At 72.7% G+C, this 19,837-nt stretch carries 17 protein-coding genes and 1 pseudogene; 10 read left to right on the forward strand and 8 right to left on the reverse strand.

What is annotated here, in order from left to right:
- Window positions 1-306: 306 nt before the first annotated feature.
- Window positions 307-765, reverse strand: a pseudogene (locus ABZ725_RS11005) (DUF4157 domain-containing protein); the annotation flags it as partial.
- Window positions 766-1,119: 354 nt separating this feature from the next.
- Between ABZ725_RS11005 and ABZ725_RS11010 the strand changes: the two are divergent.
- From ABZ725_RS11010 to ABZ725_RS11020, 3 genes are all read left to right on the forward strand, one after another.
- On the forward strand, window positions 1,120-2,541 hold the full coding sequence (locus ABZ725_RS11010; protein ID WP_358802391.1) for a hydrolase: 1,422 nt from the start codon (window positions 1,120-1,122) through the stop codon (window positions 2,539-2,541).
- 134 nt (window positions 2,542-2,675) lie between these two features.
- On the forward strand, window positions 2,676-4,064 hold the full coding sequence (locus tag ABZ725_RS11015; protein ID WP_358802392.1) for an RICIN domain-containing protein: 1,389 nt from the start codon (window positions 2,676-2,678) through the stop codon (window positions 4,062-4,064).
- A gap of 63 nt (window positions 4,065-4,127) precedes the next feature.
- The gene (locus ABZ725_RS11020; protein ID WP_358802393.1) at window positions 4,128-4,622 is read left to right on the forward strand and encodes a hypothetical protein; all 495 of its coding nucleotides are present in this window, start codon (window positions 4,128-4,130) and stop codon (window positions 4,620-4,622) included.
- Between the two features lie 35 nt (window positions 4,623-4,657).
- Here the strand turns inward: ABZ725_RS11020 and ABZ725_RS11025 are convergent, their stop codons facing one another.
- The 3 genes from ABZ725_RS11025 to ABZ725_RS11035 all read right to left on the reverse strand — a co-directional run bounded on the left by ABZ725_RS11025 (window position 4,658) and on the right by ABZ725_RS11035 (window position 8,093).
- Window positions 4,658-6,649 (reverse strand): ATP-binding protein, encoded by a 1,992-nt coding sequence (locus tag ABZ725_RS11025; protein WP_358802394.1) that lies wholly within the window; start codon window positions 6,647-6,649, stop codon window positions 4,658-4,660.
- Entirely contained in the window at window positions 6,646-7,320 is a 675-nt protein-coding gene (locus tag ABZ725_RS11030) for a DUF4255 domain-containing protein (protein WP_358802395.1), read from the reverse strand. Before ABZ725_RS11030 ends, ABZ725_RS11025 begins: the two co-directional genes overlap by 4 nt.
- A gap of 164 nt (window positions 7,321-7,484) precedes the next feature.
- A complete protein-coding gene (locus tag ABZ725_RS11035) occupies window positions 7,485-8,093 on the reverse strand; it encodes a response regulator transcription factor (protein ID WP_358802752.1) in 609 nt (202 codons plus the stop codon).
- Between the two features lie 435 nt (window positions 8,094-8,528).
- Between ABZ725_RS11035 and ABZ725_RS11040 the strand changes: the two genes are divergently transcribed.
- The 5 genes from ABZ725_RS11040 to ABZ725_RS11060 all read left to right on the forward strand — a co-directional run bounded on the left by ABZ725_RS11040 (window position 8,529) and on the right by ABZ725_RS11060 (window position 13,898).
- Window positions 8,529-11,366 carry an AAA family ATPase gene (locus tag ABZ725_RS11040; RefSeq protein WP_358802396.1) on the forward strand — a complete coding sequence of 946 codons (2,838 nt, stop codon included), beginning with the start codon at window positions 8,529-8,531 and terminating at the stop codon, window positions 11,364-11,366.
- Window positions 11,367-11,695: 329 nt separating this feature from the next.
- A complete protein-coding gene (locus tag ABZ725_RS11045; protein WP_358802397.1) occupies window positions 11,696-12,154 on the forward strand; it encodes a response regulator in 459 nt (152 codons plus the stop codon).
- A 9-nt stretch (window positions 12,155-12,163) separates the two neighbouring features.
- Window positions 12,164-12,619 (forward strand): VOC family protein, encoded by a 456-nt coding sequence (locus ABZ725_RS11050; RefSeq protein ID WP_358802398.1) that lies wholly within the window; start codon window positions 12,164-12,166, stop codon window positions 12,617-12,619.
- Window positions 12,620-12,692: 73 nt separating this feature from the next.
- On the forward strand, window positions 12,693-13,553 hold the full coding sequence (locus ABZ725_RS11055; protein ID WP_358802399.1) for an SDR family oxidoreductase: 861 nt from the start codon (window positions 12,693-12,695) through the stop codon (window positions 13,551-13,553).
- 132 nt (window positions 13,554-13,685) lie between these two features.
- On the forward strand, window positions 13,686-13,898 hold the full coding sequence (locus ABZ725_RS11060) for a DUF4287 domain-containing protein (protein ID WP_358802400.1): 213 nt from the start codon (window positions 13,686-13,688) through the stop codon (window positions 13,896-13,898).
- A gap of 22 nt (window positions 13,899-13,920) precedes the next feature.
- Here the strand turns inward: ABZ725_RS11060 and ABZ725_RS11065 are convergent, their stop codons facing one another.
- Both ABZ725_RS11065 and ABZ725_RS11070 read right to left on the reverse strand, forming a co-directional pair.
- On the reverse strand, window positions 13,921-15,441 hold the full coding sequence (locus ABZ725_RS11065) for a DEAD/DEAH box helicase (RefSeq protein ID WP_358802401.1): 1,521 nt from the start codon (window positions 15,439-15,441) through the stop codon (window positions 13,921-13,923).
- A 124-nt stretch (window positions 15,442-15,565) separates the two neighbouring features.
- Window positions 15,566-15,769 carry a cold-shock protein gene (locus tag ABZ725_RS11070; RefSeq protein WP_031482971.1) on the reverse strand — a complete coding sequence of 68 codons (204 nt, stop codon included), beginning with the start codon at window positions 15,767-15,769 and terminating at the stop codon, window positions 15,566-15,568.
- A gap of 244 nt (window positions 15,770-16,013) precedes the next feature.
- Here ABZ725_RS11070 and ABZ725_RS11075 point away from each other — a divergent pair, with 244 nt between their 5' ends.
- Window positions 16,014-16,388, forward strand: a complete 375-nt coding sequence (locus ABZ725_RS11075) for a DUF952 domain-containing protein (protein WP_358802753.1) — start codon at window positions 16,014-16,016, stop codon at window positions 16,386-16,388.
- Between the two features lie 109 nt (window positions 16,389-16,497).
- Here ABZ725_RS11075 and ABZ725_RS11080 read toward each other — a convergent pair whose 3' ends face one another.
- Window positions 16,498-16,953: a TerB family tellurite resistance protein gene (locus tag ABZ725_RS11080; RefSeq protein ID WP_351906058.1), complete on the reverse strand. Its 456-nt coding sequence runs from the start codon at window positions 16,951-16,953 to the stop codon at window positions 16,498-16,500.
- A 130-nt stretch (window positions 16,954-17,083) separates the two neighbouring features.
- Window positions 17,084-17,947, reverse strand: a complete 864-nt coding sequence (locus ABZ725_RS11085) for a hypothetical protein (RefSeq protein ID WP_358802754.1) — start codon at window positions 17,945-17,947, stop codon at window positions 17,084-17,086.
- A gap of 272 nt (window positions 17,948-18,219) precedes the next feature.
- Here ABZ725_RS11085 and ABZ725_RS11090 point away from each other — a divergent pair, with 272 nt between their 5' ends.
- Window positions 18,220-19,800, forward strand: a complete 1,581-nt coding sequence (locus ABZ725_RS11090; RefSeq protein WP_358802402.1) for a carbohydrate-binding protein — start codon at window positions 18,220-18,222, stop codon at window positions 19,798-19,800.
- Window positions 19,801-19,837: the final 37 nt, after the last annotated feature.

The raw sequence follows: 19,837 nt of genomic DNA on the forward strand, positions 1-19,837 counted from the left end.
GTCCGAGTACCGCAGGGTGACGCCGGCCGGGTGGTGATCCTTGACGCCCATGTGGTCCACCTCGGCGTTGATCAGGCCGTTCGGCGACCGGCCCTGGCGCAGGACGCCCTCCGGGGACTGGGTCGTGAAGTAGGTGGCGTCCAGTGCCCCCACGCCGTCGATGCCGCCGGTCCGCGCGCGCTGGACGGTGGGCGCGGCGCCGGGCGCGGGAGCGCGCTGCACCCCGGACGCCGACTCCGCCGCGTGAGCATGCGCGCTGTGACCGTGGTCGTGGTCGTGTGACGGCGCGGGCGTGGGCGCGGAGCCGGTCAGTACCCGGCGGGCGTTCTCCTCCGCGGCCCGTTCGTACCTGTCGGAGGGGTCGCTGACCCGCAGTCCGTCGCCGTGGTCGGTGCCCGCGACCGGGCCCTGCCGCTGCTGGATCACATGCGTCAGCTCGTGGGCGAGGGTGTGCCGGTCGCCGCCGCCGTCGCCGATCACGACATGGCTGCCGGAGGTGTAGGCGCGGGCGCCGACCGCCGCGGCCGACTGCCGGGCGGCGGCGTCCGTGTGCAGCCGTACGTCGCCGAAGTCGGCGCCGAGCCGGGCCTCCATGTCCTGGCGCACGGCCCCGTCGAGCGGGGCGCCCGCCGAGCGGATCACCGACTGCACGGAGTCGGCGGCTCGCTGGACGGTGTCGGGGTCCTGTCCGGCGCTGCGTTGCGCCACCAGCTGGGCCATCACCGCGTTGCCCGCGGTCCGTTGGAGGGCGAGGATCGCATCGGGCGAGCGGGTGGCGAGAGCGTGCTGCGGGGGAACCGCGGAGCCCGATGTCCGAGGGGCCCGTGCACCGCCCGCCCCGCGCACGCTCGAATCCTTCGGCTGGTCCTGGCTGCGCATGGGAACCCCTGAAACGGCACGGAGACGGTGAATCGGCGACGGTGAGACGGAGCCGGTGAACCGGTGGCAAATTCCCATCCTTACCGCGCCGTCGCCGGATCCGGCAGGGCCGTGGGGGCAGACCGGGGGGCACCCTCCGGCCGCGTCCGGACGGAAGGGCAGCCGGGGCGGCCCTGCCGGGCACCCGCTCTGCCCCGGGGCTTCTGATCTTCCCCTCGGCCGGCACCGTAACGTCGGCATGTGAGCCTGTGGACTTCCCTCGAACCCTCGTCCGTCACCGTCGACCCCGGCAGCCGGGCGACCGTACGGCTGCGGGTGCGCAACACCGGTGACGTCGTCGACGAGTACCGCTTCGAGCCGGTGGGGAGTGCGGCGCCCTGGACGACGGTGGAGCCGCCGACCCTGCGTCTCTTCCCGGGTACGACGGGGACGGTCGAGCTGACGTTCGCGCCGCCTCGTACTCCGGACGCGACGGCCGGCCCGAACCCCTTCGCGGTGCGCATCACGCCGACGGAGCATCCGGAGGCGGTGACGGTTCCCGAGGGGAACCTGACGATCACGCCGTTCACCGAGGTGCGGGCCGAGTTGGTGCCGCCGACGGTGAAGGGACGGTTCCGGGGCCGCCCGCGCCTCGCCATCGACAACATCGGCAACACCAAGCTCACCGCCTCGCTGAGCGGCAGCGACAACGGGGACCGGCTGTCGTACGAGCTCCAGCCGGGCAATGTGCAGATCGAGCCGGGGCGGGCGGTGTTCGTGAACACCACGCTCCGCCCGCGCCAGATCATCTGGTTCGGCTCGAAGGAGGAGCAGCCGTACGCGCTGAACGTGCAGCGCTCGGGCGCGGTCCCGCTGTCCGTGGACGGCACGTTCGTGCAGCGCGGCTTTCTGCCCCGCTGGCTGGCGACGGCGCTCAGCCTGATGCTCGCCGTCGCGATCGCGTTCGTGATGATCTGGCTGACGTACAAGCCGCAGGTGCGGTCCCTGGCCCAGCCGAAGACCGAGGAGGCCGGCGTCAGCACCCTGGCGCCCAGCCCTTCGGCGACGCCCAGCGCCCCGGCCCTGGTGCCCACCCCGACGGCTCCCGCCGTGGTCGAGGCGCCCGCCAGCAGCCAGGCCCCGGCCGGCGGCAGTGGCGGCGGCAGCGGGGACAGCGGTGGTGGGGGCGAGTCGAAGGCCCCTGCGGAGCCCAAGCAGGAGACGGCGGCCGACGCCGTGCTGAAACTGGCGGCGCGCAGCGACGGGCGGCACATCTGCTACCGCGCCTACGTGGCGGACAACGGCTGGCAGGACCCCGTCTGCGACGGGGCGATCGCGGGCACGACCGGCAAGACCCTGCCCATCAAGGCCCTCAACATCGCCACCGCGGGAACCGGCGGAGTAAGGGGCAACGGCGCGCACGTCGTCGAGGGCTGGTACACCAAGGACAAGTGGTCGAGCGCGGCCGACGGGGTCGACATGTACATCGGCCAGACCAAGGAGGCCGTCTCGCCGATGGAGGGCTTCACCATCGGGGTCACGGACGGGTCCGTCTGCCAGAACCCGCATGTCCAGGACCGCGGCTGGCTGGGCGTCGGCTGCACCAAGCCGGCTGACTGGATCTACGGCGGCAGCGTCATGGGGGCGGGCCTCCAACTCGAAGCCGTCCGCTTCACGGTCTGAGGCCTGACGTCTGAGACTCCGCCGGATCCACGTCCGAAACCGTGTGAACGGGCACGGCCGTTCGTCCCTTTCGGGCAGTGGTCGTGCCCCGCGGCCTGCTGACGGCCCCGCGGCCCGCGTCATAACGTCGCCAGGTGACTCTGTGGACTTCTCTGGAACCGGCCGCGGCAACCGTGGAACCCGGCAGCAGCACGACCGTACGGCTGCGGGTGCGCAACACCGGTGACGTCGTCGACGAGTACCGCTTCGAGCCGGTGGGGAATGTCGCGCCCTGGACGACGGTGGAGCCGCCGACCCTGCGTCTCTTCCCGGGTACGACGGGGACGGTCGAGCTGACGTTCGCGCCGCCTCGTACTCCGGACGCGACGGCCGGCCCGAACCCCTTTGCGGTGCGCATCACGCCGACGGAGCATCCGGAGGCGGTGACGGTTCCCGAGGGGAACCTGACGATCACGCCGTTCACCGAGGTGCGGGCCGAGTTGGTGCCGCCGACGGTGAAGGGGCGGTTCCGGGGCCGCCCCCGCCTCGCCATCGACAACCTCGGCAACACACGCGTGACGGCGTCCGTCGCGGGCGCCGACATGGGCGACCACCTGGGCTACGAGTTCAGCCCCGGCAGCGTGCAGATCGAGCCGGGGCGGGCGGTGTTCGTCGACACGACCCTCCGCCCGCGCCAGATCATCTGGTTCGGCTCGAAGGAGCAGCGCCCGTACGCGCTGAACGTGCAGCGCTCGGGCGCGGTCCCGCTCTCGGTGGACGGCACGTTCGTGCAGCGCGGCTTCCTGCCCCGCTGGCTGGCGACGGCGCTCAGCCTGATGCTCGCCGTCGCGATCGCGTTCGTGATGATCTGGCTGACGTACAAGCCGCAGGTGCGGTCCCTGGCCCAGCCGAAGACCGAGGAGGCCGGCGCCACCGCGTTGCCCAGCCCCTCCGTCTCCGCGCCGTCCGCGCCGAGGGTGGACGCCTCCGCCGACCCGCTGCCCGTGCAGACGCCCTCCGCACCGGCCCAGGACAACGGCACCGGCGGTTCCGGCTCCGGCGGCGGCTCGGGGTCGGGCAGTGGCAGCGGCAGCGGCAGCGGCAGCAGCGCCGGGGGCGGTACGAGCACCACGAAGCCGCCGGTCGCGGTGCCCGGCGCCATCATCATCGGCACGGGCTCGAAGCGCTGCATCGACGTCACCGACGCCCAGAACGGCAAGGGCAAGGACGGCACCCCGCTCCAGCTGTGGGACTGCGCCGGGTCGGCGAACCAGAAGTGGATCTTCAAGAGCGACGGCACGGTGCGCTCGCTCGGCCTGTGCATGGACGTCGCCTGGGGCTCGCGGGACGACGGCGCGGTCATCCAGCTCGCCAACTGCAGCGGCAACCCCGCCCAGCAGTGGGTGCTGAGCCAGGCCGGCGACCTGGTCAACCCCCAGGCCGACAAGTGCATCGACGCCAAGGACAACGGCACCGGCAACGGCACGAAGCTCCAACTGTGGACCTGCTCGGGCACCCCGAACCAGAAGTGGACGGCGAAGTAGGGACTCCGGTTTCCGCAGCGAGGAGTGACGTGCAGGTAGGAGTGACGTGCAGCGAGGAGTGACGTGATCGCCATTGCCGTGACCGGACACCTGGACCTGACCGAGGCCAGTGTGCCGCTGGTGCGCGACGCGTTGCGGGAGGTGCTGCGGCCCTTCGCGGGCGACGAGGGCGGGTTGACGGGCGTCTCGTGCATCGCACAGGGCGCCGACTCCCTGTTCGCCGAGGTCGTGCTGGAGCTCGGCGGCCGGCTGGTCGTCGTCGTCCCCGCTCGGGACTACCGGCAGGAGCAGGTCGAGCCCGAGCACGCCGTCGTCTTCGACCGGCTGGCCGAGGCCGCCGACGAGGTGCTCGTCCTGGACCATCCGAGCGCGAACCGGGCGGCGTACGAGGACGCCAACCGCGTGCTCCTGGGTCGCGCCGAGCGGCTCGTCGCCGTCTGGAACGGTGAGCCCCCGAGCGGCAAGGGCGGTGGCACGGCCGACGCGGTGTCGGAGGCCCGTGCGGCGGGTCTGCCCGTCGACGTCGTCTGGCCGACGGGAGCCGCGCGGCGGGGCTGACGCCTGTCTCCGGGGGTGAGCCGTAGGGGCGGGAACTACCAGTTCGCCTCGCCCGGGACCAGGCGGCCCGCCTTGCGGTATTCGCGGCGGGCGCCCTCCAGGAGGTCGCCGTCGGCCACCGGCGCGTCGCGGCCCGCGGCGAGGTAGGCGGCGGTGACGACCGCGCTGCGGATCGAGCCGCCGGCGAGTTCGAAGTCCTTGGCCAGCGGCTCGAGGTCGAGGTCGGCGGCGCACGGGACATGGGCCAGGCCGTGCCGCCACAGCGCGAGCCGTTGGCCGGGGTCGGGGAACGGGAAGTCGACGACCAGGTCCAGGCGCCGGGTGAACGCCTCGTCGATGTTGGCGCGCAGGTTGGTGGTGAGCAGCGCGATGCCGTCGAAGGACTCCAGCCGCTGGAGCAGGTAGGCGCTCTCCATGTTGGCGTACTTGTCGTGCGCGTCCTTGACCTCGGACCGTTTGCCGAAGACGGCGTCGGCCTCGTCGAAGAGCAGCACGGCGTCGGTGCGGTCGGCCTCGGTGAAGATGCGCTCCAGGTTCTTCTCGGTCTCGCCGACGTACTTGTCGACGACCGAGGAGAGCTGGACGACGTAGAGGTCCAGGCCGAGTTCGGCGGCCACGACCTCGGCGGAGAGCGTTTTGCCGGTGCCGGACTCGCCCGCGAACAGACCGAGCACTCCTCTGCCGCGGCCGCCGCCCGCGCTCAGCCGCCAGTCGCCCAGGACGCGGTCGCGGTGCCGGGCGCGCAGGGCGAGTTCGTGCAGTTGGGTCAGCGGGCGGTCGGGCAGGACCAGGTCCGCCCAGCCGACGTCGGGGCGGATCCGCCGTGCGTGCCGTTCCAGGCCGGACGCCGACTGCTGGCGGGCGGCCAAGCGGACGTGGTCGGCGGTGAGCGGCCCGCCCTCGAAGGCGGCCAGCGCGGTGGCGGCGTGCGCGGCCCGCGCGATCCGCTCGCCGCCGAGGCGGTAGGGGGCGACGGTGGTGGCGAGGTCGAACCCCGGTTCCGCCCCGCCGAGCGCCACCGCCCAGGCCGCCGTCCCGCCCGTCCTGCGGCGCGGTGCGTCCAGGACCAGCGGATCGTGGGTGGACCAGTGCGGGTCGTAGGGGCGCGGGTCCGTGAGGAGGACGGTGACGTCCGGGGCGTCGGTCAGCGCGCCGATCAGCCGGCCCGGTTTGTCCGGCAGGCCGGACAGGACCACCGCCCGGCGGGCGAGGCGTGCCTCGCGCAGGAGGTCGGGGACGCGGTCGTCGGGGCCGGTGAAGCGCAGCGCTTCGAGGCCGGCGGCGCCGAGCGCCGAGGCGATCGCGGCCAGGCCGTCGCCCTCGCGGTGCTCGCGCAGATAGACGGTGAGCGGGCCGCCGTCCCGCAGCCGGTGCGCCAGCCGGTCGACGAAGTCGTCGTCGGCGGCGGGGAGGGGCGGAGGGAGTTCATGGAGGAGGCCGTGCAGGGCCGCGTCCGGGGTGTCGTCGCCGAGGAGATGGGCGAGCAGCCGGTCCGGGACGCGCAACAGGCGGGACAGGAAGGGCCGTTCGGGCTCCTCCAGCTCCAGCAGACCGTATGCGTGCAGGGGCGCCGAGGCATGGAAACGGGCCCGGGCCGCGGCCAGGTGCGCGGGCGCCCCGCACAGGTCGAGGGCCAGCCCCACCGTGGCCCGCCGTCTGCTCACGTCGTCGTTGAGATAGCCGTACAGCGGCTCGAAGGAGCGGTCGAGATCGGGCGCGAGGGCGATGAGGAGGATCGCGGCGTCGAACTCGGTCAGGCGGAGACGGGCGCAGAGGGCGGTGAGGGTGTCGGGCGGGTCGAGCGCGGGGGTGAGGCCGTCCGCGGGGGGCTGTGGCGCGCCGGCCAGCAGGCGGCGTACCGCGTCCTCGGAGAGGTACAGACCGCGGAGCGGGTCGGCGGCCGTGGGGTCGGTGGCGGCGCGGCGGTCGACGAGGGCGGCGACCCGCTCGCGCAGCCCGGCGAGGCGGGTGAGCAGCCCCGCCGACTCGGCGACGATCGCGGATTCCCCGGTGTACGCGCCGGTCACCGCTTGCCCGGCGGGCGGGTCGCGGCCTCACGGGCGGCGCGGGCCGCGGCCACCTGGTGGGGGCGGTGGGCGCGCTCGCCGGACTCCGGCGGGTCGCCGTCCATCCCGCGCAGCCGGACCGCCGCGCCCTCCGTGACCGGCGGCCCGGCGTCGTACTCGGGGTACGCCGGGAAGGGCGCCGTCACCACCAGGTCCAGGGAGGGCTTGAGCTCGCCGCCCAGGGCGGACCAGATCTCGGCGAGGGAACGGGACTCGGTCTGGATGCCGGCCACGGTCACCGGCACCGCGAAGCCCAACGCGCCGAGAGAACCGGGGAGTTCGTCGGCCGCGAGCATCTCGCGGGGCAGCAGCGTCGCCAGCACGGCCGACAGCAGCCGGTGTTCGTCCTGCGGGGTCCGCGTCCAGGCGGTCACCAGGTACGACAGCCGGAACCAGCGCGGGGGTTGACGGCGCTTGACGACGACGTCACGTTCGTCGCGCACCGCCATCTGGCCGCGCTGCCGACGGGACACGTCCTCGCGGATGTCGTACAAGTAGGTGTTGATCACAGGGGCGTTGCGGCGGGCGGCCCAGTCCCGGGTGGGCGCCTCGAAGGAGACGTCGATGCCGGAGCCGGCGAGCGCGCCGCCTTCGAGCAGGCTCTTGAGGACCTCGTCCACCTCGTGGATCACCGTCGTGCTCCTCAATTGCCTTGCGTTTACCTGGCGATCGCGTGGTCGGCGACAGCGGTCGCCTGTTCATCCTGCCCGTCGCGGGCCGGTTTGCGCACGCGCCGCGGGACCTGTGGACGGGCAGCGCATGCTGCCCGCGTGTCCTCCTTCGATTGCCCGTTCGGTCAGATGTAGCCTTCCCGGAGGGCATATGCCACCGCGTGCGCCCGGTTGCGCAGATGCAACCGCGTCGTGAGTCCGTGCATGACGTTCTTGACGGTTCGTTCGGAGTAGGACAGCTTGCTGGCGATCTCTCCGGTGTCCAGGCCCTCGGCCACCAGCCGCAGCACGTCGACCTCCCTCGGGGTGAGACCCAGGGAGGGGGCGCCGGGCCTGCCCGCCGCACCGCGATGCAGTGTGCCCACCTGGCTGATCAGCCGGCCGAGCAGGTCGGAGGGCAGGTCGCCGTCGCCGCGGTGGGCGGCGAGCACCGCCTGCACCAGCCGGTGCGCGGTCGCCTCGCGACGCCAGACGATGGCCCCGACCCCGCACTCGATGACGTCCAGCAGCTCGGTCTCGCGGATCGTGTTCACGACGAGGACCGCCTGCGCCCCCTCGCTGCGCACGATCCGCCGCAGCCGGGTCAGCGCCGCTTCGTCGAGGGTGTCCTCGATCAGCAGCGCCACCGTGCCCGCGGCGGCCGAGAGCTCCTCGCGGACCTCGATCTCCGGACGCCCGCGCAACTGGCTGACCGCGCCCTCGCGGGAGATCGGGTCCGGCGCCTGGACGGCCACCGGAACCCGTCGCCGGGCGGCGAGGGAGCTGCCCGCGGCAGAGCTGCCCGCCGCGGCCGCGCCGACTGCGGTGACGCCTGCCGTGCCTGCGGCGGCGGTCTCTGGTGTCCGAGGTGTGCTGAGCAACCGTTTCCCCCATGTTCACGGGCCCGCCGCTCGGCGGGGAGCCGTGACGGGTGGGTACGGTCCACACTTCTGCGACTCCTGGGGCTCGCGCAATCGTGGAGCACCACGAGGCGGACCACGAGAGCAAGCCCTCCGGCACCACAGTTCGCCAACATTTTTGCAAGTCAGAGGCGTGATGATCGGTGCGCGCCGCGCTTTCGTGAGCCTCGCCACAACGGCCGCGCGGACCCGTGCCCCACAGCACGGCCTCTACCTGTACATACCCGACCAGATGTCCGACGTACCCGACCGCGAAAGCAGGAAACTGGGATGACCGGACCGTTGCGGGAACGCGAGGACGCGAGCGCACTCCTTGCCGCGGAGGCCGAGCGGGCCCGGGCCGGAGCCGGCCGGCTCGTACTGCTGCGCGGGGCCACGGGCACCGGCCGCTCCGCCGTCCTGGAGGCCGCCGCCGCCCACGCGACCCATCTCGGGCTGCGCGTCCTGCGTGCCCGCTGCTCCCCCGAGGACACCGCGCTGCCGTTCTCCGCCGTCCTCCATCTCCTCGGCCCCGTACCGGAGTTCGCCGACTTCTCGCCGGGCGGCGAGGACCGCGGCAGCGCGGCCCGGCTGTGGCGGCTGCTGCGTTCGTACACGGACGAGACGCCGCTCATGGTCGCCGTGGACGACGTCCACCTCGCCGACGAGGCCTCGCGCCGCTGGTTCGTGGAGGCGGCCCGCCGTATCGACCGATTACCGGTACTGCTGGTGGCCACCGAGCGCAGTCAGTACGACATCGCCCCGCGCCCCACCGGTCTCACCCACGCCCTCACCCCGTCCCTGTTCCGCACCCACACCCTCGCCCCCCTCACCGACGACGCCTCGGCCGACCTGGTCCGGACCGCCCTCCCGAAGGCCTCCGACCAGGCTGTCGCGGACTGCGTGCGCGCGAGCGCCGGCAGCCCGCTGCTTCTGCACGCCCTCCTCGACGACCTCGACGGCGCCCCACGGCCGACGGTCGTCCCGAGGACGTGCGCCGCGCTGTACCCGGGCTCCTACCCGGCGGCCGTGTCCTGGTGGCTGGACAGCGCGGGAGCGGCGACCGCGGAGGTGGCCCGGACGCTCGCCGCCCTGGAAACCCCCCTGGAAACCCCGACGGCCCCGGACACCGCCGACAGCGCAGACGGTTTCGACACCGCAGACGCCCCTGATGACAGCCTTGCCACCCCTGACGGCCCCGGCGTCCCTGCCACCGTCGACGGTCTCGCCGCCCTCGTCGCCGAGGCCTCCGGCGCCGACCCCGTCCGTGTCTCCGGCTGGTTCACCGCGATGACACGGCTCGGCGTGCTGCGTCCCGACCCCGCCGGCCGCCCCCGCTACGCCCACCCGCTCCTGCGCGACGCCGTGCTCGGCGGCTGGTCCACCGCCCGCCGTCAGGACGCGCACCGGGCGGTGGCCCAGGCGATGCTGCGCCGGGGCGACCATGTCGACGCGGTGGCCCGGCAGTTGCTGGGCAGCGCGCCCGCCGGCCTGCCCTGGGCGCTGCGCGTGCTGCGCGACGCCGGCACCGTCGCCGTCCGGGACGGCCGCCAGGGCGACGCCGTCCGCTATCTGCGCCGGGCCCTCCAGGAACCGCTGCCCGACGATCTGCGCCAGCGCCTCCTCACCGAGCTCGGCTCCCTGGAGTACGCCTCCACCGACGCCCCGGCGGGCATCCCACGGCTCGCCGAGGCGCTCGACCTGCCGGCCCAGCCCCGCGACCAGGTCCGCACGGCCATCGCGCTGGGCACCGCGCTCGCCGGCCGCGGCGAGGTCCGGACGGCGGTGGAGGCGCTGCGCGGCCTGGAGACCCGGCTGTCCGGCCACCCCGACCTGGCCCGCACCCTGCAGACCGCGTCCGCGCTCCTGTCCGACCAGGACCAGGCGGTCCGCCGGGAGGCCTACCGCTGGCTCACCGACACCGCCGAACGCACCCCGGAGCTGGTGGGCGCGTCCGGCCGGGCGCTCCTGGTCCGCTACGCGGCGACCGCGGGGGACATCGCGGCCCGGGAGGCGATGCGCCGGATGCGCACCCTGCTGACCGAGCCCGCCGACTCCCTCGCCGAGCCGTTCCTGCTGGGCACGGCCGCGGCGGTGGCCCAGTGGGCCGACGAACTCGACGAGGCGGAACGCCTGGTGGAGCGCGGCCTGGCCGGTCAGCACCCGGCGCTGCTGCACCCGATGGAACAGGCGCTGATGGACACCGACTGGGACATCGCGGCGGCGCGCGGCGCCTACGGGACCCTGCTCGCCGCGCACCCCGGGGCCCGGGCGCGGCACACCGGCTGCGGCCCCGCCAACGTCGACGCGCACGCCCTGCTCGCCCTGGTCGAGACGGGCCGCACACCCGACGCACGACGCCTAGCCGACAGCTTCGACCTGCGCGACGCCCCGGACTCCTGGGCACTCAACCGCTTCCTCTACGCGCGGGGCGTGCTGCGGTTCACCGAGGGGGACGTCGCCGGCGCCCTCCACGACTTCCTGGAGTGCGGCCGCCGGCAGTCCGCGCGCGCCGTCCTCAGCCCGGTCGTCACCCCGTGGCGGACGGCGGCCGCGGAGTGCCGGCTGGAGCTGGGCAACCCGCAGGAGGCGCTGGCGCTGGCGACGGAGGAACTCCGGCTGGCCCAGGTGTGGGACACCCCGCGCACGAAGGGACGGGCGCTGCGTGTCCTGGGCCGGGCGACCCGCGGGCGGCGGGGTCTGGAGCTGGGCGAGGAGGCGGTGGCCGTCCTGCGGGACTCCCCGGCCGAGGCGGAACTGGTGGCCTCGCTCCTCGCGCACGGCCGCCAGTTGATCGACGCCGGCGAACGCAGCCGGGGCCGCGAGCATCTGCGCGAGGGCGCCGAACGCGCCGAACGCCTGGGCAGCGTCCGCCTGTTGACCCACGCCGAGCAGGTCCTGCGCACGGCCGGGGCCCGCCGCACCACCCCCGCCCACACCGGCTCCGGGTCCCTCACCGGCAGCGAACGCCGGATAGCGGACCTCGCGGCGGCGGGCCGTACCAACACGGAGATAGCGGAACTTCTGCATGTGGCCCGCCGCACCGTGGAAACCCACCTGACCAGCACCTATCGCAAGCTGGGGATCCGACGGCGGGCGGAGCTGCGGGGCTCGCTGGGGGAGGACTGACGTGGCGAGCTCTCCCCGGCGGCACCCAGCTGCCCGCCCACGGATGGCGGGTCCGCGCGCTGTTCCCGGCAGAGCACGGGCGGAGGCAGGTGTGACAGGCCCGTGACCGGAGGTGTGGCTTCCGTCCCGGCCGGATGATCACCCTCCTGGTGCAGTGGCCGGATGAGCACCGCACTCGGCGCCCTGCGCGGCTGCCTGCCGTCGTTCCTGGTGCACATCCCGGCCGGGGCGACGACGGAGCGACGTCCGCACCGCCCACTCGCAGGAACCTTGCTTAACTTAGGCAAGTAGCTGCTACCGTGGGGGAGTCCCGCACGAAGGGTGCCGTCATGTCCGTGTCCCCGCCCGTGTCCCCGCCCCGCGGGGACGGGCAGCAGGTCCTGGTCGTCGCCGACCCCGCAGACAGCGAACTGGTCAGCACCGCCCTGGAGTTGGCCGGCTACCGGGTCGGCACGGCGGGCAGCGGCGCCGAGGGCATGGTCCGGCTCGACAGCCAGCGGTTCGACCTCCTGGTGTGGGACGCCGCCCTGCGCGAGAACGCGTACCCGGCCCGGCGCCGCCGCGCGGCCCCCGCCGACGGTCCGCCGCTGCTCTTCCTCGCCACCTGCGACGCGCTCCCCCGGCTCGTGCCCGAACTCGCGGCCGAGCAGGAGGACTACGTCACCAAGCCGCTCCGGATCGCCGAGCTGCTCGCCCGGGTCGCCGTGCTGCTGGTGGACCGGGAGGGACCCGCGCTCATCCACACCCGCCGCGGCTTCGGCTACTGGCTGGGCCGCGCCGACTTATGAGGAGACGCCATGCTGAAGCCCGAGGACCAGTTCCACGTGGGTATCGTCGCGGAGGACCTCCGGGCGACGACGGACCGGCTCTCCCGGTCGTTCGGCCTGGAGTGGCACGACGAGATGGGCGGCCCCGTCGAGGTGGAGCTGCCCACCGGCACCGCCGTCCTCGACTTCCGCTGCGCGTACTCGAAGTCGACGCCCAGGATCGAGGTCGTACGGCCCCTTCCCGGCACCCTCTGGGAGCCGACGCCCGGCTCCGGGATCCACCACATCGGCTACTGGTCCGACGACGTGGCCGCCGACACGGCCGACCTCGAATGCGACGGCTACGTGGTCGAGGCGACCCGCAGGGGCCCCGACGGCACACCGTTCTTCGCGTTCCTGCGCGCCGGCGAGGTGACCGGCTTCCGGGTCGAGCTGGTCAGCAGCGCGGTCCGGCCGACCCTGGAGCGGCTCTGGTCCGCGCAGTGAGCCCGCATTCCCCACGCGTATGGACCGAGTACGCGTGAACCGAGTACGTGTGAACCGAGACAAGGAGCACCACATGACGACTGCAAGCCCAAGCCCCGCAGGCCGTGGCGCACGCACCGTCGGCGTCGTCACCGGCGCCGGGCGCGGGATGGGGGAGGCCTGCGCGCGGCGGATGGCCGACATGGTGGACGTGCTGCTGCTCGTCGACCTGGACGAGGACAGCGTGACGGCGGTCGCCGACGACCTGAACGCCTCCACCGCCCGGGCCGTCGCCCAGCCCTTCGCCCTCGACGTCACCGACCGCGACGGACTGGCCCGGCTCGCCGACCGGGTCGAGGAGCTCGGCACGCTCCGCGCGGTCGCCCACGCCGCCGGCATCTCGCCGACCATGGCCGACTGGCGGCGCATCTTCGAGGTCGACCTGATCGGGACCGCGCTCCTCGCCGAGGCGTTGCGCCCGCTGGCCACCGCCGGGACGGCGCACGTGTACTTCTCGTCGATGGCCCCGCTGCTCGCCGGCGTCGACCCCGACCCGGACGTCGCCGAACTGCTCGAGGACCCGCTGCGGGCGGGGTTCCTCGACCGGATCCGGGCGGCGATCGGCCCGGGCCTCGAGGAGTCCACGCTCGCCTACCCGTGGGCCAAGCACGGTGTGGCCCGCTTCGCCCGCCGGGAGGCGGTACGGCTGGGGCCGGTCGGCGGCCGGGTGTGCTCGCTCGCCCCGGGCGTCATCGACACCCCGCAGGGCCGTCAGGAGGCGACCGAGCACGAGTCGATGCGCAAGCTCGTCGAGGCGACCCCGCTGGGCCGCACCGGCCGTTCGGAGGAGGTCGCCGCGGTCGCCGCCTTCATCCTGTCGGACGACGCGAGCTTCCTGAACGGCATCGACGTCCTCGTCGACGGAGGGGTGTGCGCGGCGGTCGCCGGACGGTGACGCAGATCACGTCTGCGACCGATCAGTTCCCTCCCCTCGGCCGGTCAGAAAGCCGAAGGAAGCAGACGGAAGCCATGGAAGCCGACGGAAGCCGAAGGCGGCCGAGGACCGAGACCAAGGGGAACGACCGAGATGACCGCACCTGTGAAGGGCCCCGCCAGTTACTTCCCGTCGATCGAGAAGAAGTACGGCCGCCCGATCGACGAGTGGAAGACGCTGATCCGCGCCTCGCCGCTGACCCGGCACATGGAGCTCGTCGCCTGGCTGAAGACCGAGCACGGCCTGGGCCACGGCCACGCCAACGCCCTGGTGGCCCACACGCTGGCGGAGACCGCCGGCGCGTGAGCCTTGGCCCTTAGGACCTGTCCTAGCGGCCGCCGGTCGTGCCGTTGCCCTTGGCGGGGGTCCGGCGACGGCCCTGCCCGGAGCCGGAGCCGGAGGCGGCAGCGGCGGCGGGACGGCCGCGCCGGGCGCGAGAGGCGGAGCCGTTGCGCTCGCCGCCGCCACGCCCCGAGCCACCGCGTGCGGGACGGCTCTCGGCGGGGACCGGAGGGGCCAGGACGACGGGCACTCCCGACGGCGCCTGCGCACCGGTGATACGGCTCAGCTCGGCGCCGCCCGAGCGGACCCGGGTGGTCTGCGGGGTGATGCCGGCGTCCGCCATCAGACGCGTCATCTCCCGGCGCTGGTTCGGCAGGACGAGGGTGACGACCGTGCCGGACTCGCCGGCGCGCGCCGTGCGGCCGCCCCGGTGCAGATAGTCCTTGTGGTCGGCGGGCGGGTCGACGTTGACCACGAGGTCGAGGTTGTCGACGTGGATGCCGCGGGCCGCGACGTTGGTCGCCACCAGCACCGTGACATGGCCGTCCTTGAACTGGGCCAGGGTGCGGGTGCGCTGGTTCTGGGACTTGCCGCCGTGCAGGGACGCGGCGCGCACCCCGACGGCCAGCAGCTTCTTGGCCAGCCGGTCCGCCGCGTGCTTGGTGTCCAGGAACATGATCACGCGTCCGTCGCGGGCGGCGATCTCCGTGGTCGTGGCCTGCTTGTCCTCGTCCTCCACATGCAGCACGTGGTGCTCCATCGTGGTGACCGCACCCGCGGACGGGTCGACCGAGTGGACGACGGGGTCGTGCAGATAGTTGCGCACCAGCCGGTCGACGTTACGGTCCAGGGTCGCCGAGAACAGCATGCGCTGGCCGTCGGGACGCACCTGGTCGAGCAGCTGTGTCACCTGCGGCATGAAGCCCATGTCGGCCATCTGGTCGGCCTCGTCGAGGACGGTGATCTCGACCCGGTCCAGTCGGCAGTCGCCGCGGTCGATGAGGTCCTTCAGCCGGCCGGGCGTGGCCACGACGACCTCGGCGCCGCCGCGCAGGGCGCTCGCCTGTCGGCCGATCGACAGTCCGCCGACGACCGTGGCGATCCGCAGCCGCAGCGCGCGGGCGTAAGGAGAGAGGGCGTCGTTGACCTGCTGGGCCAGTTCCCGGGTGGGGACGAGGACCAGGGCCAGCGGCTGCCGGGGTTCGGCGCGCTGTCCCGCCGTACGGGCCAGCATGGCGAGGCCGAAGGCGAGGGTCTTGCCGGAGCCGGTGCGGCCACGGCCCAGGACGTCCCGGCCGGCCAGCGAGTTCGGCAGCGTCGCGGCCTGGATGGGAAAGGGGGTGGTGACGCCTTCGGCGCCGAGGGCGGCCAGCAGCGGCTTGGGCATGTCGAGTTCGGTGAACGCCTCGACGGCCGGCAGCCCAGGGGTGAGGGTGACGGGCAGCGCGAATTCACCGCCGGACGCGGCGGGACGACTCCCGCGTCCGCTCCGCCCTGGCTTGGCCGAACGGGCGGGGGCGCCCTGGCGCCTGTCCGAACGGGAGCGGACGGAGCTGTTGCGGTTCATTCGGAACCTTCCTCGAAAGGGCAAAAAGCCATGAGCCGGGGCCCGTACTCAGGAGTACGGGCCCCGGCCACGGGATCCGCGTGAAAAGCGCGCGGATCTCAGCGTCTCGTGGACGTCAGGCGGTTCAGGCGGGAACGATGTTCTCGGCCTGCGGGCCCTTCTGGCCCTGCGTGACGTCGAAGGTCACCTTCTGGCCTTCCTGAAGCTCGCGGAAGCCCTGGGTGGCGATGTTGGAGTAGTGGGCGAAGACGTCCGGGCCGCCACCCTCCTGCTCGATGAAGCCGAAGCCCTTTTCCGCGTTGAACCACTTCACGGTGCCAGATGCCATATTGAATCTCCCTTGGGGCAGTGCCCGGTGTCCGCACCTTGCGGACCCGGCGTCGCAGGATCAGAAAGCCCCGGAAACAAAAAGAGTGCTCGTCGACGGATGGTCGAAGAGCACTCACAAGCCTCTGGTAACCGAAACTGCCACTTTTATCACGGTAGCACAGGAACGCAGGAGGGGCCCGTGGAGCAGGGAGGCAACCCCTGCGGGCGCCCTCACGTCCGGCCGACCTGATGATGATCCGATGATGATTTATCACGTCGTAACGCTCGCGGAATGGGACGCGGCGCACGCCGCCGGCCCCGACCGGCCCTACGCGCCCGCCTCCCTCGTACAGGAGGGGTTCGTCCACTGTTCACCCGACGAGGCGACCACGCTCGCCGTCGTCAACGCGTTCTACCGGAGCACGCCCCGGCCGCTGCTGGCGCTGGTCATCGACGAGGAGCGGCTCACCGCGAGGTGCGAGTGGGAGGCCGCCGCCCCCGCCCCGCCGCCCGGGGTCGCCGAGGGCACGCTGTTCCCGCATGTCTTCGGACCGCTCGACCGTGACGCCGTGGCCCGCGTCCTGGAGGTCCGCTGGGACGCGGAGGGCCGCGCCGTCGGCCTGACGGACCGTCGCTGAGCCGAAGGGCGCACCGACGCACCGCAGGTGCGGTGCCCCGGTGCGCCCTTCGGACTTGCCAGAGGTGACTTGGCAGAGGTGACTTGCCCTTGCCAGAAGGCCGGACTCGTCAGAGGTCGAACTCGTGCGGGGGCAGTTCGAGGGTGAAGCAGGCTTCGCGGACCACGGCCTGCTCGGTCTTGTCGAAGTCGCCGTCCGCGCCGCCGATGACGATGCCGATCTGGATGACGGCCCGCGCCTCGGCAGGCTTCTTCTTCGCCTTGGCGATCTCCTGCAACACGCTGACCTTGCCGAACGCGAAGTCGGCCGTCAGCTTGTCGAGGTTGGCGTCGAAGCGCCGCTGAAGGTCCGTGGCGTCGAAGTTCTTCAGCACCTCGTTGGTGGCGATCAACTGGGCCACCCGCTGCCGTTCGGCCGGGTCGATGCTGCCGTCCGCCGCGGCGACCAGGGCGCACATGGCCATGCTCGCGTCGCGGAAGGCGCCGCTCTTGAGGTCGTTCTTCTTCGCCTCGAGCTGGGTCTGCATCGTCGACGCGGACTCTTTGATGCGATCCCACAGGGCCATGAGAACTCCAGAAGGTCGGTACGGATCCGAAGTTGGAACTAACGATCGTCCGGATTGGTTCCCGCCGGTTCCGTTTCGGCTCCGTACTCCGCTCCGTTTTCCGTTCCGTTCTCCGTTCCTGGAACTCGGCTCAGCCGAGGCAGATCAGGCCCAGCAGACAGACGTCCGACGGCGAGGTCGACGCGGCTGCGGAGCTGCTCCCGGACGTCGAACCCGACGTAGACGTAGACGTAGACGTAGATGTCGAACTCGACGAGTCGGTGGCGCTGTCGCTCGCGGCGGACGTGGACGACTGCTGTCCGGACGATGTGTCGGATGTGGCCGACGTGTCGGTGGGGGTGGTGACGGCTCCCGCGTACGAGGAGGTGCCGGTTGCCTGTTGTGCGGCGGTGAGCGAGGCGCTCGTACGGGGCGCGGAGGGCGCGGCGGCGTCCGGGTCGGCGTTGGACGGGGTGTAGCGCTCGCCCCCGAGTTCGGTCGCCGGGGACTGCGGCTGCGTCGGGGCGGTGGGGGCGGTCGAGGGCCGGTGCGCGTCGGACCGGTCGACCGTCGGGCGGGTGTGCTCCGAGGTCGGTACCTCGCCCCCGTACGTGGTGGGGTTCTCCGGCGCGGTGGCGGCCTGGGCGCGGTCCCCGCCCTGCCGGTCCAGCGCGGCGACGGTCAGACCGCCGCCGACGAGGGCGACGGCCGTCGCGACCACGGCCCGGCGCTGGTTCTTCTTCCAGCGCGCCAACTGCCGTCGCCGTGCGGCCCGCCCCGGCGGCGCGGACGCCACGGGCGGCGCATACGGGTCGGACAGCTCGGGCAGCTCGGGCACATCGGGCCGCACCGGCGGCGTGGGCGGCTCGATGTACGCAACGGCCTCCACGGTGGCGTACGTCGTCGTCTGCGCGGGCCGGAGCGCGACCGGGGCGATGTCCGGGGCGTAGGCGCCGCACCCGGGACACACCAGGGCGCCGTTGAGATGCCGACGACACGAGGAGCAGTAGTCCATCTGCGGCACGCTAACGAGTCCTTCGAACGACTGTGTGCAGCCTGTGTGATGCTCCTGCGCGGATCCGTCGTAGATCCGTCGCGAATCCCTTGAGGGGTGTGGGCGGAGGCCGCCTCCGCGACCCCGTTCGTCCATCCACATGAATATGAATCAAGTACGTGACTATTGACGCGCTCGGGGCCGTACCCCTAGCTTCCGCTAGAAAGCGCTTTCCGCACCTCTGGCAGACGACCCGCACCGTCCTGGAGATGGAGAGATCAACGATGTCAAGGATGCTTCTGAGACCCGTCATCGCATGCGTCGGCCTGGTGGCAGGCGCGCTCGTCGCGTTGTCCGGCACCACGGCGCAGGCCGCCACCGTCCGCTACGAGGCGGAGACGTCCCCGGCGGTCTGCACCGGCACCATCGACTCCGACTGGACCGGTTACTCCGGCACCGGATTCTGCAACGGCACCAACTCGACCGGCGGATACGCCCAGTTCACCGTGAACGCGGCGACGGCCGGCACGGCGACGATCGACGTCCGCTTCGCGAACGGCACTGCCACGGCCCGCCCGGCCTCGCTCGTCGTCAACGGCACGACGGTGCAGACGCCGTCCTTCGAGGCCACCGGCGCCTGGTCGACCTGGGTCACCAAGACGCTCACCGTGACGCTGAACGCGGGCAGCAACACCGTCCGCCTGAGCCCGACCACGGCGGAGGGCCTGCCCAACGTCGACCACCTCGAGGCGACGACCGCCGACGGCGGCACCACACCCCCCACGACCGGCGCGATCTACGTCTCGCCGAGCGGCACGGACGGCGCGGCGGGCACCCAGTCCGCCCCGACGACGCTCACGTCGGCGATCAGCAGGGTGACGGCCGGCGGCACGATCTACCTGCGCGGCGGGACGTACGCGCAGTCGTCGACGGTCACCGTCCCGGCGACCAGCAGCGGCACGGCGAGCGCGCGCACCACCCTGTCCGCCTACCCGGGTGAGACGCCGGTCCTCAACTTCTCGGCGCAGAGCGAGAGTTCGTCGAACCGCGGGCTCCAGCTGTTCGGCTCGTACTGGCATGTGTACGGCATCGTCGTCGAACGAGCCGGTGACAACGGGATCTACGTCGGCGGCAGCGACAACGTCATCGAGCGCACGGTGACCCGCTACAACCACGACACGGGGCTGCAACTGGGCCGGATCTCCTCCAGCACCCCGGTCGCGCAGTGGCCGTCCGACAACCTGATCGTCTCGGCCGAGTCGCACGACAACGCCGACTCCGACGGCGAGGACGCGGACGGCTTCGCCGCGAAGCTCACCACCGGCACGGGCAACGTCTTCCGTTACGCCGTCGCCCACAACAACATCGACGACGGCTGGGACCTCTACACGAAGACCGACACGGGCGCGATCGGCCCGGTGACGATCGAGGACTCCCTCTCCTACGGCAACGGCACCCTCAGCGACGGCACCGTGAACTCCAACGGCGACCGCAACGGCTACAAGCTCGGCGGCGACGACATCGCCGTCAACCACGTCGTGCGGCGCAGCATCGCCTACCACAACGGCAAACACGGCTTCACGTACAACAGCAACCCCGGCTCCATGGCGGTGTCGAACAACCTGAGCATCGACAACACCACCCGCAACTACTCGTGGGACGCGGGGACTTCGGTCTTCCGCACCAACACGTCGTGCCGCTTCTCGGTGACCGGTTCGAACGACAAGACGATCGGCGACGCCGACACCACGAACCAGTTCTGGACCGGCGCCAACGGCTCCCGCTGCGCCTCGTACTCGGGCGCGCTGGCCTGGTCCTTCGCCACGGACGGGAAGCTGGTGGTGACGCTGGGAGGCAAGGTGGTGACGCTCTAGCCGACCTGAGGTCGGACCCGACGGAAGTACTGAAGTG

Origin of the sequence: Streptomyces sp. NPDC006872 (assembly GCF_040635845.1) — a bacterium.
Lineage (GTDB): Bacteria > Actinomycetota > Actinomycetes > Streptomycetales > Streptomycetaceae > Streptomyces.

Coding starts and splice junctions, on each gene's coding strand:
- ABZ725_RS11055 (WP_358802399.1), top strand. CDS start 12,693: ATGACGACTGCAAGCCCAAGCCCCGCAGGCCGTGGCGCACGCACCGTC.
- ABZ725_RS11045 (WP_358802397.1), top strand. CDS start 11,696: ATGTCCGTGTCCCCGCCCGTGTCCCCGCCCCGCGGGGACGGGCAGCAG.
- ABZ725_RS11060 (WP_358802400.1), top strand. CDS start 13,686: ATGACCGCACCTGTGAAGGGCCCCGCCAGTTACTTCCCGTCGATCGAG.
- ABZ725_RS11085 (WP_358802754.1), bottom strand. CDS start 17,947: ATGGACTACTGCTCCTCGTGTCGTCGGCATCTCAACGGCGCCCTGGTG.
- ABZ725_RS11040 (WP_358802396.1), top strand. CDS start 8,529: ATGACCGGACCGTTGCGGGAACGCGAGGACGCGAGCGCACTCCTTGCC.
- ABZ725_RS11065 (WP_358802401.1), bottom strand. CDS start 15,441: ATGAACCGCAACAGCTCCGTCCGCTCCCGTTCGGACAGGCGCCAGGGC.
- ABZ725_RS11050 (WP_358802398.1), top strand. CDS start 12,164: ATGCTGAAGCCCGAGGACCAGTTCCACGTGGGTATCGTCGCGGAGGAC.
- ABZ725_RS11070 (WP_031482971.1), bottom strand. CDS start 15,769: ATGGCATCTGGCACCGTGAAGTGGTTCAACGCGGAAAAGGGCTTCGGC.
- ABZ725_RS11080 (WP_351906058.1), bottom strand. CDS start 16,953: ATGGCCCTGTGGGATCGCATCAAAGAGTCCGCGTCGACGATGCAGACC.
- ABZ725_RS11075 (WP_358802753.1), top strand. CDS start 16,014: ATGATTTATCACGTCGTAACGCTCGCGGAATGGGACGCGGCGCACGCC.
- ABZ725_RS11090 (WP_358802402.1), top strand. CDS start 18,220: ATGCTTCTGAGACCCGTCATCGCATGCGTCGGCCTGGTGGCAGGCGCG.